This window comes from Lachnospira hominis (ex Hitch et al. 2025) (genome assembly GCF_040096395.1).
Lineage (GTDB): Bacteria > Bacillota > Clostridia > Lachnospirales > Lachnospiraceae > Lachnospira > Lachnospira hominis.
This window is the reverse complement of record NZ_JBBMES010000002.1, coordinates 189,205-206,711: the sequence shown is the minus strand read 5'-3', so window position 1 is coordinate 206,711 and position 17,507 is coordinate 189,205. Positions and strand designations below refer to the sequence as shown.

Annotated in this window: 17 protein-coding genes and 3 tRNA genes; 3 read left to right on the top strand and 17 right to left on the bottom strand. The window is 37.0% G+C overall.

Going from position 1 to position 17,507, the window contains the following annotated elements; all coding sequences use genetic code 11:
• Positions 1-2: 2 nt before the first annotated feature.
• The 4 genes from WMO38_RS02965 to WMO38_RS02950 form a co-directional block, all read right to left on the bottom strand.
• A complete protein-coding gene (locus WMO38_RS02965) occupies positions 3-758 on the bottom strand; it encodes a hypothetical protein (RefSeq protein WP_349161381.1) in 756 nt (251 codons plus the stop codon).
• A gap of 67 nt (positions 759-825) precedes the next feature.
• Positions 826-1,053 (bottom strand): phosphopantetheine-binding protein, encoded by a 228-nt coding sequence (locus tag WMO38_RS02960; RefSeq protein ID WP_021865911.1) that lies wholly within the window; start codon positions 1,051-1,053, stop codon positions 826-828.
• Positions 1,054-1,207: 154 nt separating this feature from the next.
• Complete coding sequence (locus WMO38_RS02955; protein ID WP_021865912.1) at positions 1,208-2,431, bottom strand: diaminopimelate decarboxylase family protein; 1,224 nt, start codon at positions 2,429-2,431, stop codon at positions 1,208-1,210.
• Complete coding sequence (locus tag WMO38_RS02950; protein ID WP_021865913.1) at positions 2,424-3,962, bottom strand: amino acid adenylation domain-containing protein; 1,539 nt, start codon at positions 3,960-3,962, stop codon at positions 2,424-2,426. Before WMO38_RS02950 ends, WMO38_RS02955 begins: the two co-directional genes overlap by 8 nt.
• Positions 3,963-4,076: 114 nt before the next feature.
• Between WMO38_RS02950 and WMO38_RS02945 the strand changes: the two genes are divergently transcribed.
• Positions 4,077-4,274: a hypothetical protein gene (locus WMO38_RS02945; protein ID WP_349161379.1), complete on the top strand. Its 198-nt coding sequence runs from the start codon at positions 4,077-4,079 to the stop codon at positions 4,272-4,274.
• 110 nt (positions 4,275-4,384) lie between these two features.
• Here WMO38_RS02945 and WMO38_RS02940 read toward each other — a convergent pair whose 3' ends face one another.
• Entirely contained in the window at positions 4,385-5,680 is a 1,296-nt protein-coding gene (locus WMO38_RS02940) for an adenylosuccinate synthase (RefSeq protein WP_349161378.1), read from the bottom strand.
• 186 nt (positions 5,681-5,866) lie between these two features.
• Between WMO38_RS02940 and WMO38_RS02935 the strand changes: the two genes are divergently transcribed.
• Positions 5,867-6,682, top strand: a complete 816-nt coding sequence (locus tag WMO38_RS02935) for a C39 family peptidase (protein ID WP_349161377.1) — start codon at positions 5,867-5,869, stop codon at positions 6,680-6,682.
• Between the two features lie 143 nt (positions 6,683-6,825).
• Here the strand turns inward: WMO38_RS02935 and WMO38_RS02930 are convergent.
• The 11 genes from WMO38_RS02930 to purB form a co-directional block, all read right to left on the bottom strand.
• Positions 6,826-6,897, bottom strand: a tRNA-Thr gene (locus tag WMO38_RS02930).
• A 37-nt stretch (positions 6,898-6,934) separates the two neighbouring features.
• Positions 6,935-7,537, bottom strand: coding sequence for an RNA polymerase factor sigma-70 (locus WMO38_RS02925; RefSeq protein WP_349161376.1), 603 nt, complete (start codon positions 7,535-7,537; stop codon positions 6,935-6,937).
• A 27-nt stretch (positions 7,538-7,564) separates the two neighbouring features.
• Entirely contained in the window at positions 7,565-8,308 is a 744-nt protein-coding gene (rlmB, locus tag WMO38_RS02920; RefSeq protein ID WP_349161375.1) for a 23S rRNA (guanosine(2251)-2'-O)-methyltransferase RlmB, read from the bottom strand.
• A gap of 51 nt (positions 8,309-8,359) precedes the next feature.
• Positions 8,360-8,800 (bottom strand): Mini-ribonuclease 3, encoded by a 441-nt coding sequence (locus tag WMO38_RS02915; RefSeq protein ID WP_021865919.1) that lies wholly within the window; start codon positions 8,798-8,800, stop codon positions 8,360-8,362.
• Entirely contained in the window at positions 8,785-10,191 is a 1,407-nt protein-coding gene (cysS, locus tag WMO38_RS02910) for a cysteine--tRNA ligase (protein WP_349161373.1), read from the bottom strand. The genes WMO38_RS02915 and cysS overlap by 16 nt, the downstream gene beginning before the upstream one ends.
• Positions 10,192-10,252: 61 nt before the next feature.
• On the bottom strand, positions 10,253-10,930 hold the full coding sequence (epsC, locus tag WMO38_RS02905) for a serine O-acetyltransferase EpsC (RefSeq protein WP_021865921.1): 678 nt from the start codon (positions 10,928-10,930) through the stop codon (positions 10,253-10,255).
• Between the two features lie 27 nt (positions 10,931-10,957).
• Positions 10,958-11,506, bottom strand: a complete 549-nt coding sequence (gene ispF / locus WMO38_RS02900; RefSeq protein WP_021865922.1) for a 2-C-methyl-D-erythritol 2,4-cyclodiphosphate synthase — start codon at positions 11,504-11,506, stop codon at positions 10,958-10,960.
• Positions 11,507-11,724: 218 nt separating this feature from the next.
• A tRNA-Met gene (locus WMO38_RS02895) sits at positions 11,725-11,798 on the bottom strand.
• A 19-nt stretch (positions 11,799-11,817) separates the two neighbouring features.
• Positions 11,818-11,890 (bottom strand) — tRNA-Val (locus tag WMO38_RS02890).
• 213 nt (positions 11,891-12,103) lie between these two features.
• Positions 12,104-12,520: an SseB family protein gene (locus WMO38_RS02885; RefSeq protein ID WP_021865923.1), complete on the bottom strand. Its 417-nt coding sequence runs from the start codon at positions 12,518-12,520 to the stop codon at positions 12,104-12,106.
• Between the two features lie 82 nt (positions 12,521-12,602).
• Entirely contained in the window at positions 12,603-14,039 is a 1,437-nt protein-coding gene (purB, locus tag WMO38_RS02880; protein ID WP_186835859.1) for an adenylosuccinate lyase, read from the bottom strand.
• Positions 14,040-14,362: 323 nt separating this feature from the next.
• Between purB and WMO38_RS02875 the strand changes: the two genes are divergently transcribed.
• The gene (locus tag WMO38_RS02875; protein ID WP_349161371.1) at positions 14,363-15,985 is read left to right on the top strand and encodes a glycoside hydrolase family 43 protein; all 1,623 of its coding nucleotides are present in this window, start codon (positions 14,363-14,365) and stop codon (positions 15,983-15,985) included.
• An 86-nt stretch (positions 15,986-16,071) separates the two neighbouring features.
• Here the strand turns inward: WMO38_RS02875 and WMO38_RS02870 are convergent, their stop codons facing one another.
• Complete coding sequence (locus tag WMO38_RS02870; RefSeq protein ID WP_349161369.1) at positions 16,072-17,493, bottom strand: hypothetical protein; 1,422 nt, start codon at positions 17,491-17,493, stop codon at positions 16,072-16,074.
• Positions 17,494-17,507 lie beyond the last annotated feature (14 nt).

The following is a 17,507-nucleotide window of genomic DNA, read 5'->3' as shown; positions in this document are numbered from 1 at the left end:
ATTTAAAAATAACTGTTATAAATAGAACCATTCACATATGAATATGATGCTCCTGATGAATACAATCCTGTTCCTGACTGTTTGGCAACCTGTGCTGCCGCAGAGCCATAAATCATTGATGCACTCGCCTGAACGCTCTTTCCATATGAACCGGCTCCGGTAAATGCAGATTTAACTGCTGCCATTGATGAACCTTTAAATGTCTTCTCATCAATGCTCAACTTATTATCAGCACCAATCGAAATGCCCATTGAAGCAAGCACCGATTTATTAGCTTTAGTATAATTAACCATACTTGATGCTGTTCTTAAAACTGAGGAACTCTCAGAATTACCTGTACTGTCAACAAGAAGATTGTAATCTTTTACATATGATGAAACTGCCTTATAAATGGCATCTTTATCATATTCCTTTGTCTTGCTGCCATCCTCAGCTTTTATTTCCTTTTGTTTCCATAAATCGCTCTTATTTAATGTATCAATATCTTCGCTCACATTAGATGCATTATTACGTGTACTTACAGCATTGGTATCTGTTTTCTTAACATCAGTCTTTCCTGCTGTTATGCTTGAAACAGCATCTTTGTTGCCTGTTTTATTATAATAAGCATTAAGAAGCTTTTTATATGAGCCATTATGGATGCTTGATAATGTTGAATAATCAAGCCCGGAAAATATTGTGCTTCCATTACTTCTGTTTCCCAATGAAGAAAATAAAGTTGAAATAGAATTAGAAGTATACAAATTAAAACCTGACATATCAATTCCTCCTTGTCATAAACAAATACGGCGGCATTATCTGCCTCATGTCACGTTAATGCATATCCTAGTTATCCTGAAGTCTCTGAATCATCTCCCACATTGCCTCTGCAGAATTAAAATTCTCAGGAACAATGTCAACAGGTGTAATCTCAATATCAAATGTGTCATTAAGCTCACCAACGATTGATACGATATCAAAAGAATCGAGAATACCATCATCGATAAGTGTATCACATGTTTCAAAATCTACGTCTGCATTAACTTCTGTCAAAATGTCCATTAACTGATCCATTATAAAAATCCTGACCTTTCTTTCACTAAATTATATCGACCAAACAGGGTTTTATATTTACCCCTTTAGTATATCGAATTTAAAATATAACATCTTCCTGTGTTAGTCAAGCACATTTTTGAAAAATGAAAGTGAATTATATATTAATAATCTATTAAATAAGATCTTCTCTCGAATTAATCTTATCCGAAAATTTGAAATCACGGTATAAACTCGTTCCTTCTTTTTCGCTGTATGCTATAATCTTAGGCATTTTTCTGCTCAGGAACAGATAAATTCCCTCTGTAACAGAATATGCACCGATGTTATAAAAAATAATCATATCGCCTGATTCCGGCTTTCCTATTGGAAGATTTTTTACAATTACATCAGCAACTGTACACAGTGAACCACATATTGTCCATTTTTCAGGTTCTGTGCCGTAATCTTTCGCACCATAGCCTGCCGCAGCTGTGCCGTCGGCTTTCACAAATGTATAAGCCGGAACTTTCATTGCCATTGTCTGTCCATAGTAATTAACGTGGTTAATTCCACCATCAATTATACAGTAGTTCTGGCCCTTGTTAGTCTTTGTATCAGCAACTGATGACACATATACTCCGCATGTTGCGGCAATATATCTACCCATCTCAAGTGTTATCTTGTATTTACTTTTAAGCGGTTTGAGATACTCGGCAAACTCTTTTAACATATCATACGAATTATTGAAAGCATCTTCGCCAAAATATGAAACAGGAAGTCCAGGTCCATATTCAAGCTCCCTTGCATTAAAACCATATTTTTCTTTTAACATATCACATATTCCGTCAAGCCACTCAAGTTCTTTTGTGATATGGTCAATTTTCTTTTTCTGCGTACCTGTATAACACTGGATTCCGTGTATATCAATATTAGGATAGTTTTCTCTGTGTGAGACGAGTCTTTCAACCTCAGCTTCGTCAAGTCCGAACTGGTTGCCACTTGTAACTCTTAAAAGAACAGGTATTGTAATATTTCTTTTTGCCGCACATTCATTGAGAAGTTCAAACTGGCTTACTGACTCAACTGTATACATTCCTACACCGCCGCAGTCGTCCATGACATGTTCTATATCATGTTTTTCCTTGTTGACACCGGAAAGAACTATGTCCGACATATTAATATTTTCACGCTCACATATTGAAAATTCGCCCGGTGAACACACCTCAAATTTCACATTAAGCTTTTTTGCCGCATCGAGCAGAAACGGATTTGCCTTCATGGCATAACATATTGTGACGCCATCTCCTACTATTCTCTTTATTGATGAAATTCTGTCTGCAAGCTCATCTTTATCAAATATATAAAGCGGTGTTGAATTTTCTTTTGCAAGCTGTGTTATTTTTTCTATACTAAGCATTTTCGCCTCCGATATAATTTTCAAGAAGAAGTTTTCTGTCAATCTTACCATTCTTTGTTATAGGCATGGATTCTACCTGGATAAATTCCTGTGGAATCATGAACTTTGGAAGTTTCTGCATAAGAACATGTGTAATAGTCTTTTTATCTGCAGCTCCCTCATAGAATCCAAGAATCTTATTTGCGTCCTGATGGAATATGCAGCATGCTCTTACGACATCATCCACTGCGTTGATTGCCATATCAATTTCACCAAGCTCTATTCTGTGTCCCATATGCTTAATCTGGAAATCTTTTCTTGATGAAAAGCACATAAGACCGTCATTGTTATAATATCCTAAGTCGCCCGTTCTATATATTATTTCATTATATTTGTTATTAAGAGGATTCTGAACAAATGCTGCATCTGTCTTTTCCGGATTGTTATAGTAACCCATTGTCACTGCTGTTCCTGAAACACAAATTTCACCTGTTGTACCCGGCTGTGATTCAGTGATAATATTATCGTCATCATCAAGCAGGAATACTCTCTCATTAGGAAATGCTTTACCCATAGGAAGTGTCTCGTCAAGTTCGTACTCCCTGTCAACTATATAATATGTGCAGTTACATGTGATTTCTGTAGGTCCGTATACATTAACAAACATCGCATCCGGATATGCTTTTCTCCAGAGATTAAGATGTTTTATCGGCATAACTTCACCTGAGAAAATTACTTTATTAATCTTTGACGGAACCTTGTACTCAAAGCCATTTAAAGTTGTAACTATACACAATGCCGAAACAGCCCATACAAGTGTTGTAACATTATTGTCATCAAGATAATCAAGAAGTTTTGTAGGAAATGAAAATAATTGTTTAGGTATAATCTGGATTGTTGCACCGCATTTTAATGTTGAATAAATATCTTTTACTGATACGTCAAAATCAAATGGTGCCTGATTGCCAATTATATCATTTTCACTGATGTTAAATGTATCTGTAAAGCAATCTATAAAGTCTATGACTGAACGGTGATTTACTATAACCCCCTTAGGAACACCTGTTGAGCCTGATGTAAATATTGAATACAACGGGTCAATATCTAAAGCTTCACTTCTTATCTGTGCAAGTTTTTCGTTCTCTTCTTCTGTCACTTCATGTGTCATAAGCTCGTCAATATTAAGAACAGGGCCATCAAAACCAAGCTTCGCCTGCTTCTTTGCTGATTTTTCATCAACGACCATAAGTTTCGCCTCAAGCGTCTCAAGAATCATATTGATTCTTTCTGCCGGCTGGCTTGGATCAAGGCAGACATAAAAACATCCTGCCATTACAGCTCCCATAAAAAGAGCAAGCGTATGACAGCTCTTGTCCATGTATACAGGAACTGCCTGTCTTCTTTCTGTGTAAGGAAGAAGTCCTGCCGCAATATTCCGTGCATTATTTACAAGTTCTGAATATGTCATGCTGCTTTTGTCATCAGCGACTGCCTTTTTATCAGGAAATCTTGCTGCTGAATTCTCGAGATATTCCAATACACTCTTTACCATTGTTTTTCTCCTATAATTATATTTAATATATAAAGTCTTTTATATTATTATTTTCTATGCTATTATTATATAAATTGATAATGATTAATTCATATCACGGAAAGGTTAATAAATATGAAAAAAGTAAAACGAGGTGTTGCCCTTACCGCTGTTATTTTGTGGGGTGTCCTGATAATTGTCACACTTATAACTGCTTTTATCGACACGCAGACCGCAAGAACGCTTTTTAAAGGGCTTATATTTACAGATATCGTATTCCCCATTGTAATATACGCAATGATGCTTGTATACAGATATCTGTCAAAAAGATAATTCAAGACAGCGTTGACTTATTATCAACGCTGTCTTATTTTTATGACACCGGCCGTCGTCTGTCAATGCACAGTTTCCGACAGCTGACACCTGTCTTTTATCTTATCAGATTATTTAGAATAACTGCTTTCTCTGTGAATAATCTCATGTCTTCCAGGACCATTTGAAACCATTGTAATTGGTGCTTCGATTTCATCTTCAATTGCCTCAATATAGTTTCTGCATGCCTCTGGTAAATCTTCGTACTTTGTTATTCCACGAATATCACATTTCCAGCCCGGCATCACTTTCCATACCGGCTTTGCTTTCTCAAGCTGTGGTGTTGTAGGGAAATCTTTTGTAACTTTACCGTCAATTTCATATCCTACACACATTGGAATCTCATCAAGATATCCAAGTACATCTATTACTGTAAGAGCAACTTCTGTTGTACCCTGCATTCTTACACCGTAACGTGTTGCAACTGCATCAAACCATCCCATTCTTCTAGGACGACCTGTTGTAGCACCGAACTCGCCGCCGTCACCGCCGCGTCTTCTAAGTTCGTCTGCTTCGTCTCCAAATATTTCACTTACAAATGCACCGGCACCAACTGCTGATGAATATGCTTTAACTACCGTGACAACATCCTGAATTGATGCAGCCGGAACACCAGCTCCGATTGCACCATAAGGAGCAAGTGTTGAAGATGATGTAACCATTGGATAAATTCCGTGGTCAGGGTCTTTGAGTGAACCGAGCTGACCCTCAAGAAGAATCTTCTTTCCTTCTTTTAATGCTTTATTAAGATATGCAGATGTGTCTGTCACATATGGAGCTATCATTTCCTTGTACTCCATTAAAGTATTAAATATCTCATCCGGATTGAGAAGCGGCTTATGATATAAATGCTCAAGCATAACATTTTTGAGTGTGCATACGTTAGCTATTTTATCTTTAAGTTCATCCTCATTTCCAAATAATTCACATACCTGGAATCCGATTTTTGCATATTTATCTGAATAGAATGGTGCTATGCCTGACTTTGTTGAACCAAATGACTTTCCTGCAAGTCTTGCCTCCTCATATGTATCAAAATCAACATGATAAGGCATAAGAATCTGTGCCCTGTCTGATACAAGAATCTTAGGCATAGGTACATTTCTGTCCGTAAGGCTCTTTAATTCCTTGATAAGGTATGGAATATTAAGAGCAACGCCGTTGCCAATAATACTTGTTGTATGATTATAGAAAACGCCTGATGGCAGAAGATGAAGTGCGAATTTACCGTATTCATTGATAATGGTATGTCCTGCATTACTTCCTCCCTGAAATCTTACAATAATATCAGATTCCTCAGCAAGCATATCTGTAATCTTACCTTTACCTTCGTCACCCCAGTTAGCGCCAACGATAGCTTTTACCATATTTCCTCCATTCCGCTGATATTTATCTATATCAGCCTGCATATATATACTTAAATCCGGGTTTTACAACCACACTTTAGTATAATACCACATCTTTGGATTTGCAATCAATCATTATTATGTATATAATGAAAATAAATATATTTTTCTAATCATTCTATATACTTGAATTGGAGATTTTTGTAAGTGAAAAAAGCCAAAAAAAATATTTTAAAAATCATAATCCTGATTTCATCAGTCGCAGCTCTTATTTTTGTTGTTACTATGTATCTGGATTCATCAAAAGATAAAAATAAAAACGATGCCTCTGTTGTTGTATCTGCCACGTCAGAAACTTCATCACAGGATTTTGATTATGTATACTCTGATAAACACGAATACACAACCGCGGCCGAAAGCAGCCGGAACATCCCATCAAAAATGCAGCTAGATGTTCCTTTCATCAGCCAGGAACCCGATCTTCCTACAGGATGTGAGATAACATCGCTCGCCGAGGTTCTTCATTTTTACGGCTTTAATGTTGACAAAGAGATTCTTGCAACCAATTACCTGCCGATGCGTGATACCGCTGATGCCGGATGCTTTATAGATTATTTTCTCGGTTCACCATGGGACGAACACGGAAGCGGATGTTTTGCACCAGCTATTGTAACTGCAGCAAATTCATTTTTAAAAAATAATAATTCAAATTTGACGGCTCATGTAATAAGTTACTCATCTGTACATTCACTTTTTGAATATGTTGCCGCAGGCAATCCGGTTATTGTGTGGACTTCATACGATTATTCTGTAAAAGACATCACTTACCGCGAAGTTCCCCTTTCTGACGGAGAGTATTTCTCATGGCCGTCATATGAACACTGTGTTGTTCTATCCGGATACAACCTTACAGACAGGACGGTAACTTTTGCCGACCCGACCTATGGAATTGTAACACATACAATAGATGAATTTACTGATTATTACCAGAAATTCTTTTATCAGGCTGCTGTAATCAAATAAGTTCAATATATTCAAATAAATTAATCGTTCCACTTCATCTGCCTGCATATGCCAAAATACCGCCACACCGGAAAATCAATCCGATATGGCGGTATATTTTGTAAAACGTCCTAAAAAATACTTCAGAAAAGTTTCCGTCTGAAAGCTGATGGGGGGAATTGGACCCCTGACCTCTTCATTACCAATGAAGTGCTCTGCCACTGAGCTACATCAGCAAGACAAAATCTATATTATTACAGCTTTTATCTTTTGTCAAGATATGCTGTTTGCCTTAGCTCTTATCCTTTGAATGGCATTATCTATTGATTTTGGAGTTTTTCCCAAAAGCATTGCAATCTGCCTGTAATCATTATCTTCCATATACAGCTGCAATACCTGTTTTTCAAAGCTGCTAAGCCTGTCAAACAACTTTTTTTTGAATGAATCACTGTACTCCCTGTCTATAAATAATTTTTCAGGATTCTGCTCTGATTCAGGTTTTAAAATATCAACAAGCCGTGTTTCATTATCTTCATCAGGATATGCCGGCATATCGAACGACACATATGTGTTTAACGGCATATTTTTCTTTCTGTTTGAAACTGTCACGGCATTGATAAGCTGGCGGTTAATGCACATGCTTGCAAATGTCTTAAACGCAGCCTCCTTTGTATCATCATAATCCCTGACAGCTTTATAAAGTCCAATCATTCCCTCCTGAATGAGGTCATCACTGTCGCCTCCTGCCAGATACATGGCTTTTGCCTTTTTTCTGACTATGTCTTTATACCGTTCAAATAGAACTTCTATTGCCGCTTCGTCACCTTTGCGGTATATATCAATCAATGTTTCATCACTGCATTTATTGAAATCCAATTCAGCCTCCATAAATCTGCTGCGGCATTATTTTGTCATTCTCTGTCGTACTATTTCATAAGCCAGCACTCCGGCGGCAACTGAAGCATTAAGTGAATCAATATCACCTTTCATAGGTATAGATGCAACAAAATCACATTTTTCCTTTACAAGCCTGCCAACGCCGCTTCCTTCATTACCTATTACAAGCCCTATAGGTCCTGTGAGATTAAGGTCGTACATTGTTGTTCCATCCATATCTGCACACACAAACCACATTCCCTGTTTTTTCAAATCTTCTATTGTCTTTGAAATATTTGTCACTTTTGCAACAGGTGTATAGTTAATTGCACCCGCAGATGTCTTTGCAACTGTAGCCGTAAGTCCTACAGCTCTTCTTTTTGGTATAATTACACCATGTGCACCTGCCTGATTGGCCGTTCTTATTATAGCACCAAGATTATGAGGGTCTTCTATTTCATCCAGAATAAATATAAACGGAGCCTCGCCTTTATCTTTTGCAGCCTTTAATATATCTTCAACTTCTGCATATTCATATGCTGCCGCCTGTGCAACAACACCCTGATGGTGTCCTGTTCCGGCAAGCCTGTCAAGACGTTCCTTATCCACAAAATTAATTATAGTATCTGTCTTTTTAGCTTCTCTTATAATGCTTTTTACAGGACCATCCTGACAGCCATCAAGCACAAAAAGCTTATCAATTGTTTTTCCGGAACGAAATGCTTCAAGCACCGAATTACGTCCTTCTATTGTGAATTCTTTATATCTCATAAATCCTCCCTATTATGCGGATAAAATTCTTAATATTTTGCAGAAAGAATTCTATTTTTCTTTATCCAGCCCCGCTTTTATAAGCTGTATCATACGCTCATACTCACCTTCAAGGTACAGATATCCCATAAGAGCCTCAAAACCTGTAGCTCTTCTGTAATCTGATATTGAAGCATTTTTTGCTGATGTATATGATTTTGCATTACGTCCTCTTTTGTATACCGCTTCTTCCGCCGGGCTTAACAGCGGCTCTATAATCCCTATCATTTCTGACTGTGACTGTGCCTTTACAATATTACTTGCAAAACGGTTAAGTTTATTAACCTGCATATTTCCCTTTGTATCTAAAAGATACGTTTTTATGACAAGGTCAAATATGCTGTCCCCGATGTATGCAAGAACAAGCGGTGAAAGCTGTGCCGGAGAAATTTCCTTTAATCCAAGCACATTTTTTATACTCTCAGTGAGATTTTGTGTCAGGCTCTCTTCCATCTTACACCTTCTCTTGTATCTTCAAGTACAATTCCTTTTGCAAGAAGTTCATCACGGATTTCATCTGCACGGGCAAAGTTTCTGTCTTTTCTTGCCTGCTGACGCTCTGCAATAAATTTCTCAATATCCTCATCAAGAATTTCTTCTTTTTTCTCTACTTTAAGTCCTAAAACATCTGTAAGTGTTGTAATTTTCTTTACGAGTGTATCTATATATTCCTTTGTATTTTCAGCACTGCTGTTTGAGTTGGCAAATTTTACAATTTCAAAAACTGCAGAAATGGCATCTGCTGTGTTAAAATCATCATCCATTGCCTGTTCAAACTTATCATACATCTCTTTAAGTGATGCAATCTTTTCTGCTTCATCTGCTGCCATGCTGCCTTCTTTTGCATTTTCAGATAAATGCTTGAGATTAGCTACTGCTGTAACAATTCTTTCAAGTCCGTTTTTTGCTGATTCCATCAAATCATGGCTGAAATTAATAGGATTGCGGTAATGTGCAGAGAGCATGAAAAATCTTAATACCTGAAGGTCATATTCTTTGCTTATGTCACGCACTGTAAAGAAATTACCGAGTGACTTTGACATTTTCTTATTGTCAATATTTAAAAATGCATTGTGCATCCAGTATTTTGCGAATTGTACTCCGTTTGCAGCTTCTGACTGTGCAATCTCATTTTCATGGTGAGGAAATATAAGATCTTCACCACCTGCATGGATATCTATCTCATCTGCAAGATATTTCTTTGCCATAACTGAACATTCAATATGCCAGCCCGGTCTTCCGTCGCTCCAAGGTGACGGCCATGAAGGTTCACCTTCTTTTTTAGGTTTCCAGAGTACGAAATCAAGCGGATCTTCTTTTTCGTCCTCTCCTGCAACCTTTATATCTCTGTGTCCTGCCTCAAGGTCATCAATATTTTTCTTTGATAGCTTGCCATATCCTTCAAACTTTCTTGTTCTGTAATATACAGTACCATTGACATTGTAAGCATATCCCTTGTCAATAAGTGTCTGAATCATATCAATCATGCCACCGATTTCCTGTGTAGCAAGAGGATGTGTTGTAGCAGGCTTGATATTCATGCCTTCCATATCTTTTTTACACTCAGCAATGTAACGTGTTGAAATTTCTTCTGCTGAAACGCCTTCTTCATTGGCTTTCTTTATAATTTTATCATCAACATCCGTAAAATTAGATACATAATTCACTTCATATCCTTTATATTCAAGATATCTTCTTACTGTATCAAAGCAAATCATCGGTCTTGCGTTACCGATATGGATAAGATTATAAACTGTAGGTCCGCAGACATACATTTTTACCTTATTTTTTTCAAGAGGTTCAAATTCTTCTTTTTTCTTTGTAAGTGTATTATAAATCTTCATATTTTCCTCCTAAATTTTATATGACATTTCCATCATGACATTTTTTCACTAAACATCTTAGTTATTTGCTGTTAGCTTTTCTACACTCATTAAGTTTATCTTCAAGCTGTATAATTCTTTCTTTAAGTTCATCATTCTCTGTTTTTAATTCATCAATGTCATTCATTACTGGATCCGGTAAATCAACCTGATCCAAATCATTTGCATCAGCAACCCTGACATCGTTAAGAACTACTATTCTTCCAGGCACACCGACAACCGTCGCATTATCCGGAACATCTTTTAAAACAACTGAACCGGCACCTATCTTGCAGTTATTTCCAATTGTAACAGAACCTAATACTTTCGCTCCTGCTCCAATCATTACATTATTACCAACTGTAGGATGTCTTTTTCCCTGCTCTTTTCCTGTACCACCGAGTGTAACACCCTGATAAAGTGTTACATTATCACCAATGATTGCTGTTTCACCTATTACCACACCATGTCCGTGGTCAATGAAAAGTCCTTCACCAATCTGTGCTCCCGGATGAATTTCGATACCGGTCTGTCTTGCCGTTTTTTGTGATATTCTTCTTGCACGATAATAATGTTTTTTCAGGAAAAGCTTATGTGCCTTTCTGTATTTTAATATAGCTTTAAAACTTGGATAAAGAAACACCTCCATCGTTGATTTAATGGCAGGGTCTCTGTCCTTTATTACTGCTATTTCCTGTTTTACAAAATTTATAAATTTCATATCTGCTCCCGATTTTAATCTGATTTACTATTCTTGATACTTAGTGCATCCATTACATCCGGAACAACAGTTTTTCATATCCGCCTCACCATATATATAATTTGACACTGATGTCAAAGCACATATTGCCTGAGAAGATATGCCCTCACCGCTTCCTGTAAATCCAAGACCTTCTTCGGTTGTAGCTTTTACATTTATCTGATTTAATTGTATTCCAAGAACGCCCGCAATATTCTCTCTCATCTTCTGTATATGAGGAAGCATCTTAGGACGCTGTGCAATAATTGTTGCATCTATATTTTCTATTATATAATTATTCTCATTTAAAAGTCTTCCAACTTCTTTTAACAATTCAAGACTTGAAATACCTTTGTACTTGTCGTCTGTATCAGGAAAATGCTTTCCTATATCACCAAGTGCCGCAGCTCCGAGAAGTGCATCCATAATCGCATGAAGAAGCACATCCGCATCTGAATGTCCAAGGAGTCCTTTTTCATAAGGAATATCAACACCACCAAGTATGAGCTTTCTACCCTCAACCAACTTATGAACGTCATAACCCATTCCAACTCTCATGTGCCCGCTTCCTCCTTTATTTACAAACATCTTTTATTATTTCACATACCTTTTTTAAGTAAAACATATTTTTATTTATTTTACAAGCAATATCTGAACTTTATAGCTTTACAACTTTATATCACATACAACATCTGAACTTTGCAGCACATGTGCTGACATAAAATGAACTATAGCAAAAAGAGCTCAGGCAGCCGCCTGAACTCTTTTTAAATTAGTAGCGAGAGAGGGATTTGAACCCACGACACCACGGGTATGAACCGTGTGCTCTAGCCAACTGAGCTATCTCGCCATATTAAATTAAGTAACTATGGGACCTACAGGGCTCGAACCTGTGACCCTCTGCTTGTAAGGCAGATGCTCTCCCAGCTGAGCTAAGATCCCATGTCATGCACTCCGTACAAGCGGTTTGCTTTGCTTGCTCTCGCGAACTTGCTTTGCTATTGTAATATATAAATCCGAGGTTGTCAAGCATTATTTTAAACTTTTTTCAATTTTTTTCATTTTTCGATTTTGGGTTCTTTTTTCACGGCAGCCGGGACCAAATTCATGCTTTTATAATTCCTGTCTTTATTTGTCAAATCTTCTTCTGACGGATTATCCGAGAACTATACGTATAAGTTCCTTATCAAGCATAATTGTACGATTCCATGGATTAATTATTATGCCTTCTATTCCTTCTGCATTTATAGCTGACTCGAACATTTTTTCTATGTCTGCCATAAATGTTGACATTACACTGCCACTGCCTTTTAATTCTTCATCAAAACTTGTAAACGCCATCCACCAGCATTTTCCGTCGTCCGTCTTAACTGACTGTATATTAAGATTGTTATCTCCCATCGATGGCTCTACTGCTACTATCAGCTGACCGGCTTCTCTCATGCGGCGTCTAATTACGGTAAGTGTGTGTGCAAGCATTTCCTGCGTTGTTTCCTGCTGAAGTGCTGCAACAGCTTCTTCTATTTTCTCATTTCCCAAAAGTCCCTTGTCTGTCTTATTTTTATTATCCACAATTAACCTCACTTTGTAAAATTAATTTTGCCGGACGTAAACTGCGTCCGGCAAAATCATATGCTATGAGAATATGTATATATTAAACATTAATCTCAGCTGTCATTCCGAGTTCTTCTTTATTAGCATCAAGAATAGGATTGATAATTTCTGCAAGATATTCTTCAACCTGCTCTTTTGAACGTCCTACATACTTTGAAGGATCAAGTTTAGCTTTAAGTTCATCAAGTGTTACACCAAACATTGGATCTGCCGCAATAAGTTCAAGAAGATTATTTTCAAGACCTTCTTGCTTAACTCTCTTTCCTGCTTCCATAGAAAGCTCACGGATTCTTTCGTGGAGTTCCTGTCTGTCTCCGCCGGCCTTAACTGCGTCCATCATAATATTTTCTGTTGCCATAAATGGAAGTTCTGACATAAGTCTTCTGTTAATAACCTTCTCGTATACAACAAGTCCGTCAACAACATTAAGATATAAATCAAGAATACCATCAACTGCGAGGAATCCTTCCGGAACTGACATTCTCTTATTTGCTGAATCATCAAGCGTTCTCTCAAACCACTGTGTTGATGATACGATAGCCGGATTAAGTGCATCTGCAATTACAAAATCTGCAAGTGATGCCATTCTTTCGCTTCTCATCGGATTACGTTTATAAGCCATAGCTGATGAACCAATCTGTGATTTTTCAAATGGTTCCTCAACTTCTTTTAAGTGCTGTAAAAGTCTGATATCGTTAGAGAACTTATGTGCACTCGCTGCAATTCCTGCAAGTACATTGAGAACTCTTGTATCTACTTTTCTTGAATATGTCTGTCCTGATACAGGAACACACTTGTCAAATCCCATCTTTTGTGCAATCTTTCCATCTATCTGACGGATTTTCGTATGATCTCCATTGAACAATTCAAGGAAAGAGGCCTGTGTACCTGTTGTACCTTTACATCCTAAAAGCTTCATTGTTGAAAGTATATAATCAACATCCTCTAAATCCATAACAAGTTCATTAAGCCAGAGTGTTGCACGCTTGCCTACTGTTGTCGGCTGTGCCGGCTGGAAATGTGTAAATGCAAGTGTAGGAAGTGCCTTATATTTATCTGCAAACTTAGAAAGTTCACCGATTACATTTATAAGTTTTTTACGAACAAGCTTCAATGCCTCTGTCATAACAATAATATCTGTATTATCACCAACATAACATGAAGTTGCTCCAAGATGGATAATTCCTTTTGCCTTAGGACACTGAAGTCCATATGCATATACGTGTGACATTACATCATGTCTTACTTCTTTTTCACGCTTTTTTGCATCTTCGTAATTGATATTGTCTTTGTTAGCCTTGAGTTCCTCAATCTGCTCGTCTGTAATATCAAGTCCGAGTTCCTTTTCTGTCTCAGCCAGTGCAATCCAAAGTTTTCTCCATGTCTTAAACTTCATATCAGGCGAAAAAATATACTGCATTTCTTTGCTCGCATATCTTTCCGCAAGAGGTGTCTGGTATCTGTCATTCATGCTCAAATCCGCCTTTCGTATATTAAATTTATTGCTTTTGCCATTGTAACATACATAAACTGCTATTTCAAGTAAACTACTTTGCAGCCATGCACTTCATATATTAAATTATTTCTGATTAAAAATAAGCGTCATACACGTTACATACAAAATTTATGTATCAGATTTGTCAAAAGTTTTTCTGTAAATTAAATAATTTATGACACACTTTTACCTTGAATTTATCTTTAAATAAATATATTCTACAGATAAGTTATTAAATGTATTTTTATATAACTGTACTTTAATTTTTATTTTGTATACAATATTTTTTCTGAGGTGATAAGATTATGCTTTTTAAAAACCCTGTTATTCCGGGATACAATCCCGACCCAAGCATCTGCCGCGTTGGCGATGATTTTTATCTTGTTAATTCAACATTTGAATTCTTCCCCGGTGTACCGATATATCACAGCCGCAATCTTGTAAACTGGGAACTTACCGGATACTGCCTTAACAGACGTTCGCAGCTTGAACTTGAAGGCTGCCGCAATTCCGGTGGTATATATGCACCTACAATAAGGTACCACAAAGGAATGTTTTATATGATAACAACTAATGTTACCGATAAAGGAAACTTTGTTGTTCATACAGACGATATAAACAAAGACTGGTCCGACCCTGCATGGATTGACCAGGGTGGTATAGACCCATCACTTTTCTGGGATGATGATGACTGCTGTTATTACTGTTCAACCGGTAATCTTAACGGTGTAAGAGGTATTGTTGCATTTAAAATCAATCCGATGACGGGCGAAATTCTTTCTGACAAGCACCTTATAAGCACTGGCTGCGGCGGTCAATGTGCAGAAGGTCCACATATCTACAAAAAAGACGGCTGGTATTACCTGATGATTGCGGAAGGCGGAACAGAATATGCTCACCGCGAAACAATACAGCGTTCAAAAAATGTATTCGGTCCTTATACCCCATGTCCACACAATCCTATTATTTCTCATAAAGAGTATAAAAAATCCGAAATTCAGGCTACCGGACATGCTGACCTTGTTGAAGATGCAAACGGAAACTGGTGGCTTGTATTCCTCGGAATAAGACGCTTCAGCCATGCACTTCTTCACAATCTCGGCCGTGAAACCTTTCTTGCACCTGTCACATGGAATGAAGACGGATGGCCTGTTGTCGGATACAACGGAAACGGAACTATTGAGCTTGTAATGGATGCACCTCTTCCGGGCATAAATGAGCCGGAGACAATTGCTAATACAATAACAGACGATGCAACAGGCAGACCATTTTTACATGCAGACCACAGCGTCAATATTGACTTCCACAATGATACTCTTGACAAACGCCTGCAGTTCACAAGAAATCCTGATATGTCTCATTATATTTATGACAGTAAAAACGGATGTCTCACACTTAAAGGTACTGATATAACATTGAATGAACCAGGTAAATCCCCGACTGTTCTTTCATTTAAGCAGCCGGAATTTACAACATCACTTAAAGCTGTATTAAAAATAAAAGACAGTACAGCAAAACGATTCGGTGTTGCTGCCTACTATAACAACGATTATCACTATGAAATATATGTTGGCAGCGATGAAAATGGAAAATATGTCGGATTTTATAAACATATACACGACATGGGTGCAGAACTTGCACATATTCCTATATCTAAAGAAGATGAAAATCTCAATCTTCTTGTAAAAATAGATACTGACCGCGAAAAATATACTTTTTCTTATGCCCTTGCTGATACAACGAATCTCAATGCAAAAATTGCCTGCCATGAAATCGGTTCGGGACTTAATGCCGGACTCAGCACGGAGGGTACACGTACAATGACTTTTACAGGAACATTATTTTCACTTTTTGCCGAAAACGGTAAAGGTACATTTGAAACCGGTGTTGCACTCACCATAAACCCTGATGTTGATTACAAACTGTAATATGCTAAACATAACATATTGAATTATTTTCACCGCAGACATTAAATGTGTCTGCGGTATTTTTTGTTTCGCCAAAAATCAGCCTTTTATTCTTTCATATCAATATCATTCCGTATCTTTTTTATCTGTTCATACCAGTCTTGTACTTCTCCTTCATTTTTTGAATTTAAAAATACAATTTTTCCACCACCTGTTATTTTAAGGATGGGTTCATATCCGTCAAATATGAAAAGCATACACTTTCCTGTATCAGAACCTTTATAATAACCTATATCATACGTATCAGTTGAACCTCCGTTTACGCGGTAAAAACTTTCACCGGGCAATTTATCAAGCAATTCAATAGTCTCTATATTATCTGCGTCCACCTGATATTTGTAGCCTGCTGCCGATACTTTCATTTTTTCTGATGAAATATCCACATTCAACTTCACATTAGAAAACGGAAGCAACACAACCAGCGTAAACACTACAGCTGTTATTATAACTATATAAAGTCCGCCGCATATAAATCTTGCTTTGGGATTAGCCAGATTGAATGAATAATTACCATCAAACATACGATTCTTCACAAGAATATGATTATCATTCGGATTATAATAATATCCTGTTTTCCAATATTCATCATCATCTACATAAACTGGTTTCATATCTGATGACAGAAGTTCTTTTTTCTTTTTTATCAGAATCAGATACGCCGCCACAAGAAATATTGTTGAAAGTGTCTGAATAGTTATATACAGCATCATCGACATAAAAGATACTTCCCTGTTTATCATATACAATATTGTAAATAACAGAAATGCTGCGGCATTGCACACGCTTAATGATATAAAGCCCTCATTGAAATACTTCCTTGACAGATTCATAACGGCCTTGTTTATATCGGTATCTTCGCTATAAACCGTGGTATTTCTTTTATTAACATATATATTTAAAATCATACATGTTAAAGAAATTGATATTGCAGCTAATGCGAAAATCAAACCTTCACTTCTGCTGTATGATTTATTAATCATAAACGGGATTGTCATTATAAATTCTGAAGCAATCGTAATAATGTGATATCTGTTATTTGACTTTAAACTGCGTTCATCTGCCGAAAGCGATGTATCCACATAAATCATCTGAGTGTTCTTATTTATCCACCCGTTCTGAATCTTTATTTTATATAATCTGCGGTGTGCCGAATTAAGAATGTACATGTATCCTATCATATATGTACACATCCATACCGTCCATATTATAACCGACGCAGCTTCCCAGAAAAAGACCGGTATGCACAATAAAACCGATAACAGCATGTTAATATTCTGGAATATCTTCTGTCTTTTTACCTCTTTTTCCATGAATGGCCTGACTATCTCACTACCTTTTTCTTCCGGCGGAATATGCACTCCAAGATACATCCCCTGCGTATATTCATATTCTGAAAAAACTGTGAATCTGCAAATAAGTGTTATCATAAGCCCGGAAAACAAAAACATCATAAATAATACTATACTCATACCTGACCTTCTTT

Excerpts from the sequence above, each read along its gene's own strand:
- WMO38_RS02940 (WP_349161378.1), bottom strand. The coding sequence starts at position 5,680 with ATGGTAAAAGCTATCGTTGGCGCTAACTGGGGTGACGAAGGTAAAGGT.
- WMO38_RS02915 (WP_021865919.1), bottom strand. The coding sequence starts at position 8,800 with ATGGAAGAGAGCCTGACACAAAATCTCACTGAGAGTATAAAAAATGTG.
- WMO38_RS02870 (WP_349161369.1), bottom strand. The coding sequence starts at position 17,493 with ATGAGTATAGTATTATTTATGATGTTTTTGTTTTCCGGGCTTATGATA.
- WMO38_RS02875 (WP_349161371.1), top strand. The coding sequence starts at position 14,363 with ATGCTTTTTAAAAACCCTGTTATTCCGGGATACAATCCCGACCCAAGC.
- WMO38_RS02950 (WP_021865913.1), bottom strand. The coding sequence starts at position 3,962 with ATGGTAAAGAGTGTATTGGAATATCTCGAGAATTCAGCAGCAAGATTT.
- WMO38_RS02960 (WP_021865911.1), bottom strand. The coding sequence starts at position 1,053 with ATGGATCAGTTAATGGACATTTTGACAGAAGTTAATGCAGACGTAGAT.
- WMO38_RS02955 (WP_021865912.1), bottom strand. The coding sequence starts at position 2,431 with ATGCTTAGTATAGAAAAAATAACACAGCTTGCAAAAGAAAATTCAACA.
- WMO38_RS02965 (WP_349161381.1), bottom strand. The coding sequence starts at position 758 with ATGTCAGGTTTTAATTTGTATACTTCTAATTCTATTTCAACTTTATTT.
- epsC (WP_021865921.1), bottom strand. The coding sequence starts at position 10,930 with ATGAAATTTATAAATTTTGTAAAACAGGAAATAGCAGTAATAAAGGAC.
- cysS (WP_349161373.1), bottom strand. The coding sequence starts at position 10,191 with ATGAAGATTTATAATACACTTACAAAGAAAAAAGAAGAATTTGAACCT.
- ispF (WP_021865922.1), bottom strand. The coding sequence starts at position 11,506 with ATGAGAGTTGGAATGGGTTATGACGTTCATAAGTTGGTTGAGGGTAGA.
- WMO38_RS02945 (WP_349161379.1), top strand. The coding sequence starts at position 4,077 with ATGAAAAAAGTAAAACGAGGTGTTGCCCTTACCGCTGTTATTTTGTGG.
- rlmB (WP_349161375.1), bottom strand. The coding sequence starts at position 8,308 with ATGAGATATAAAGAATTCACAATAGAAGGACGTAATTCGGTGCTTGAA.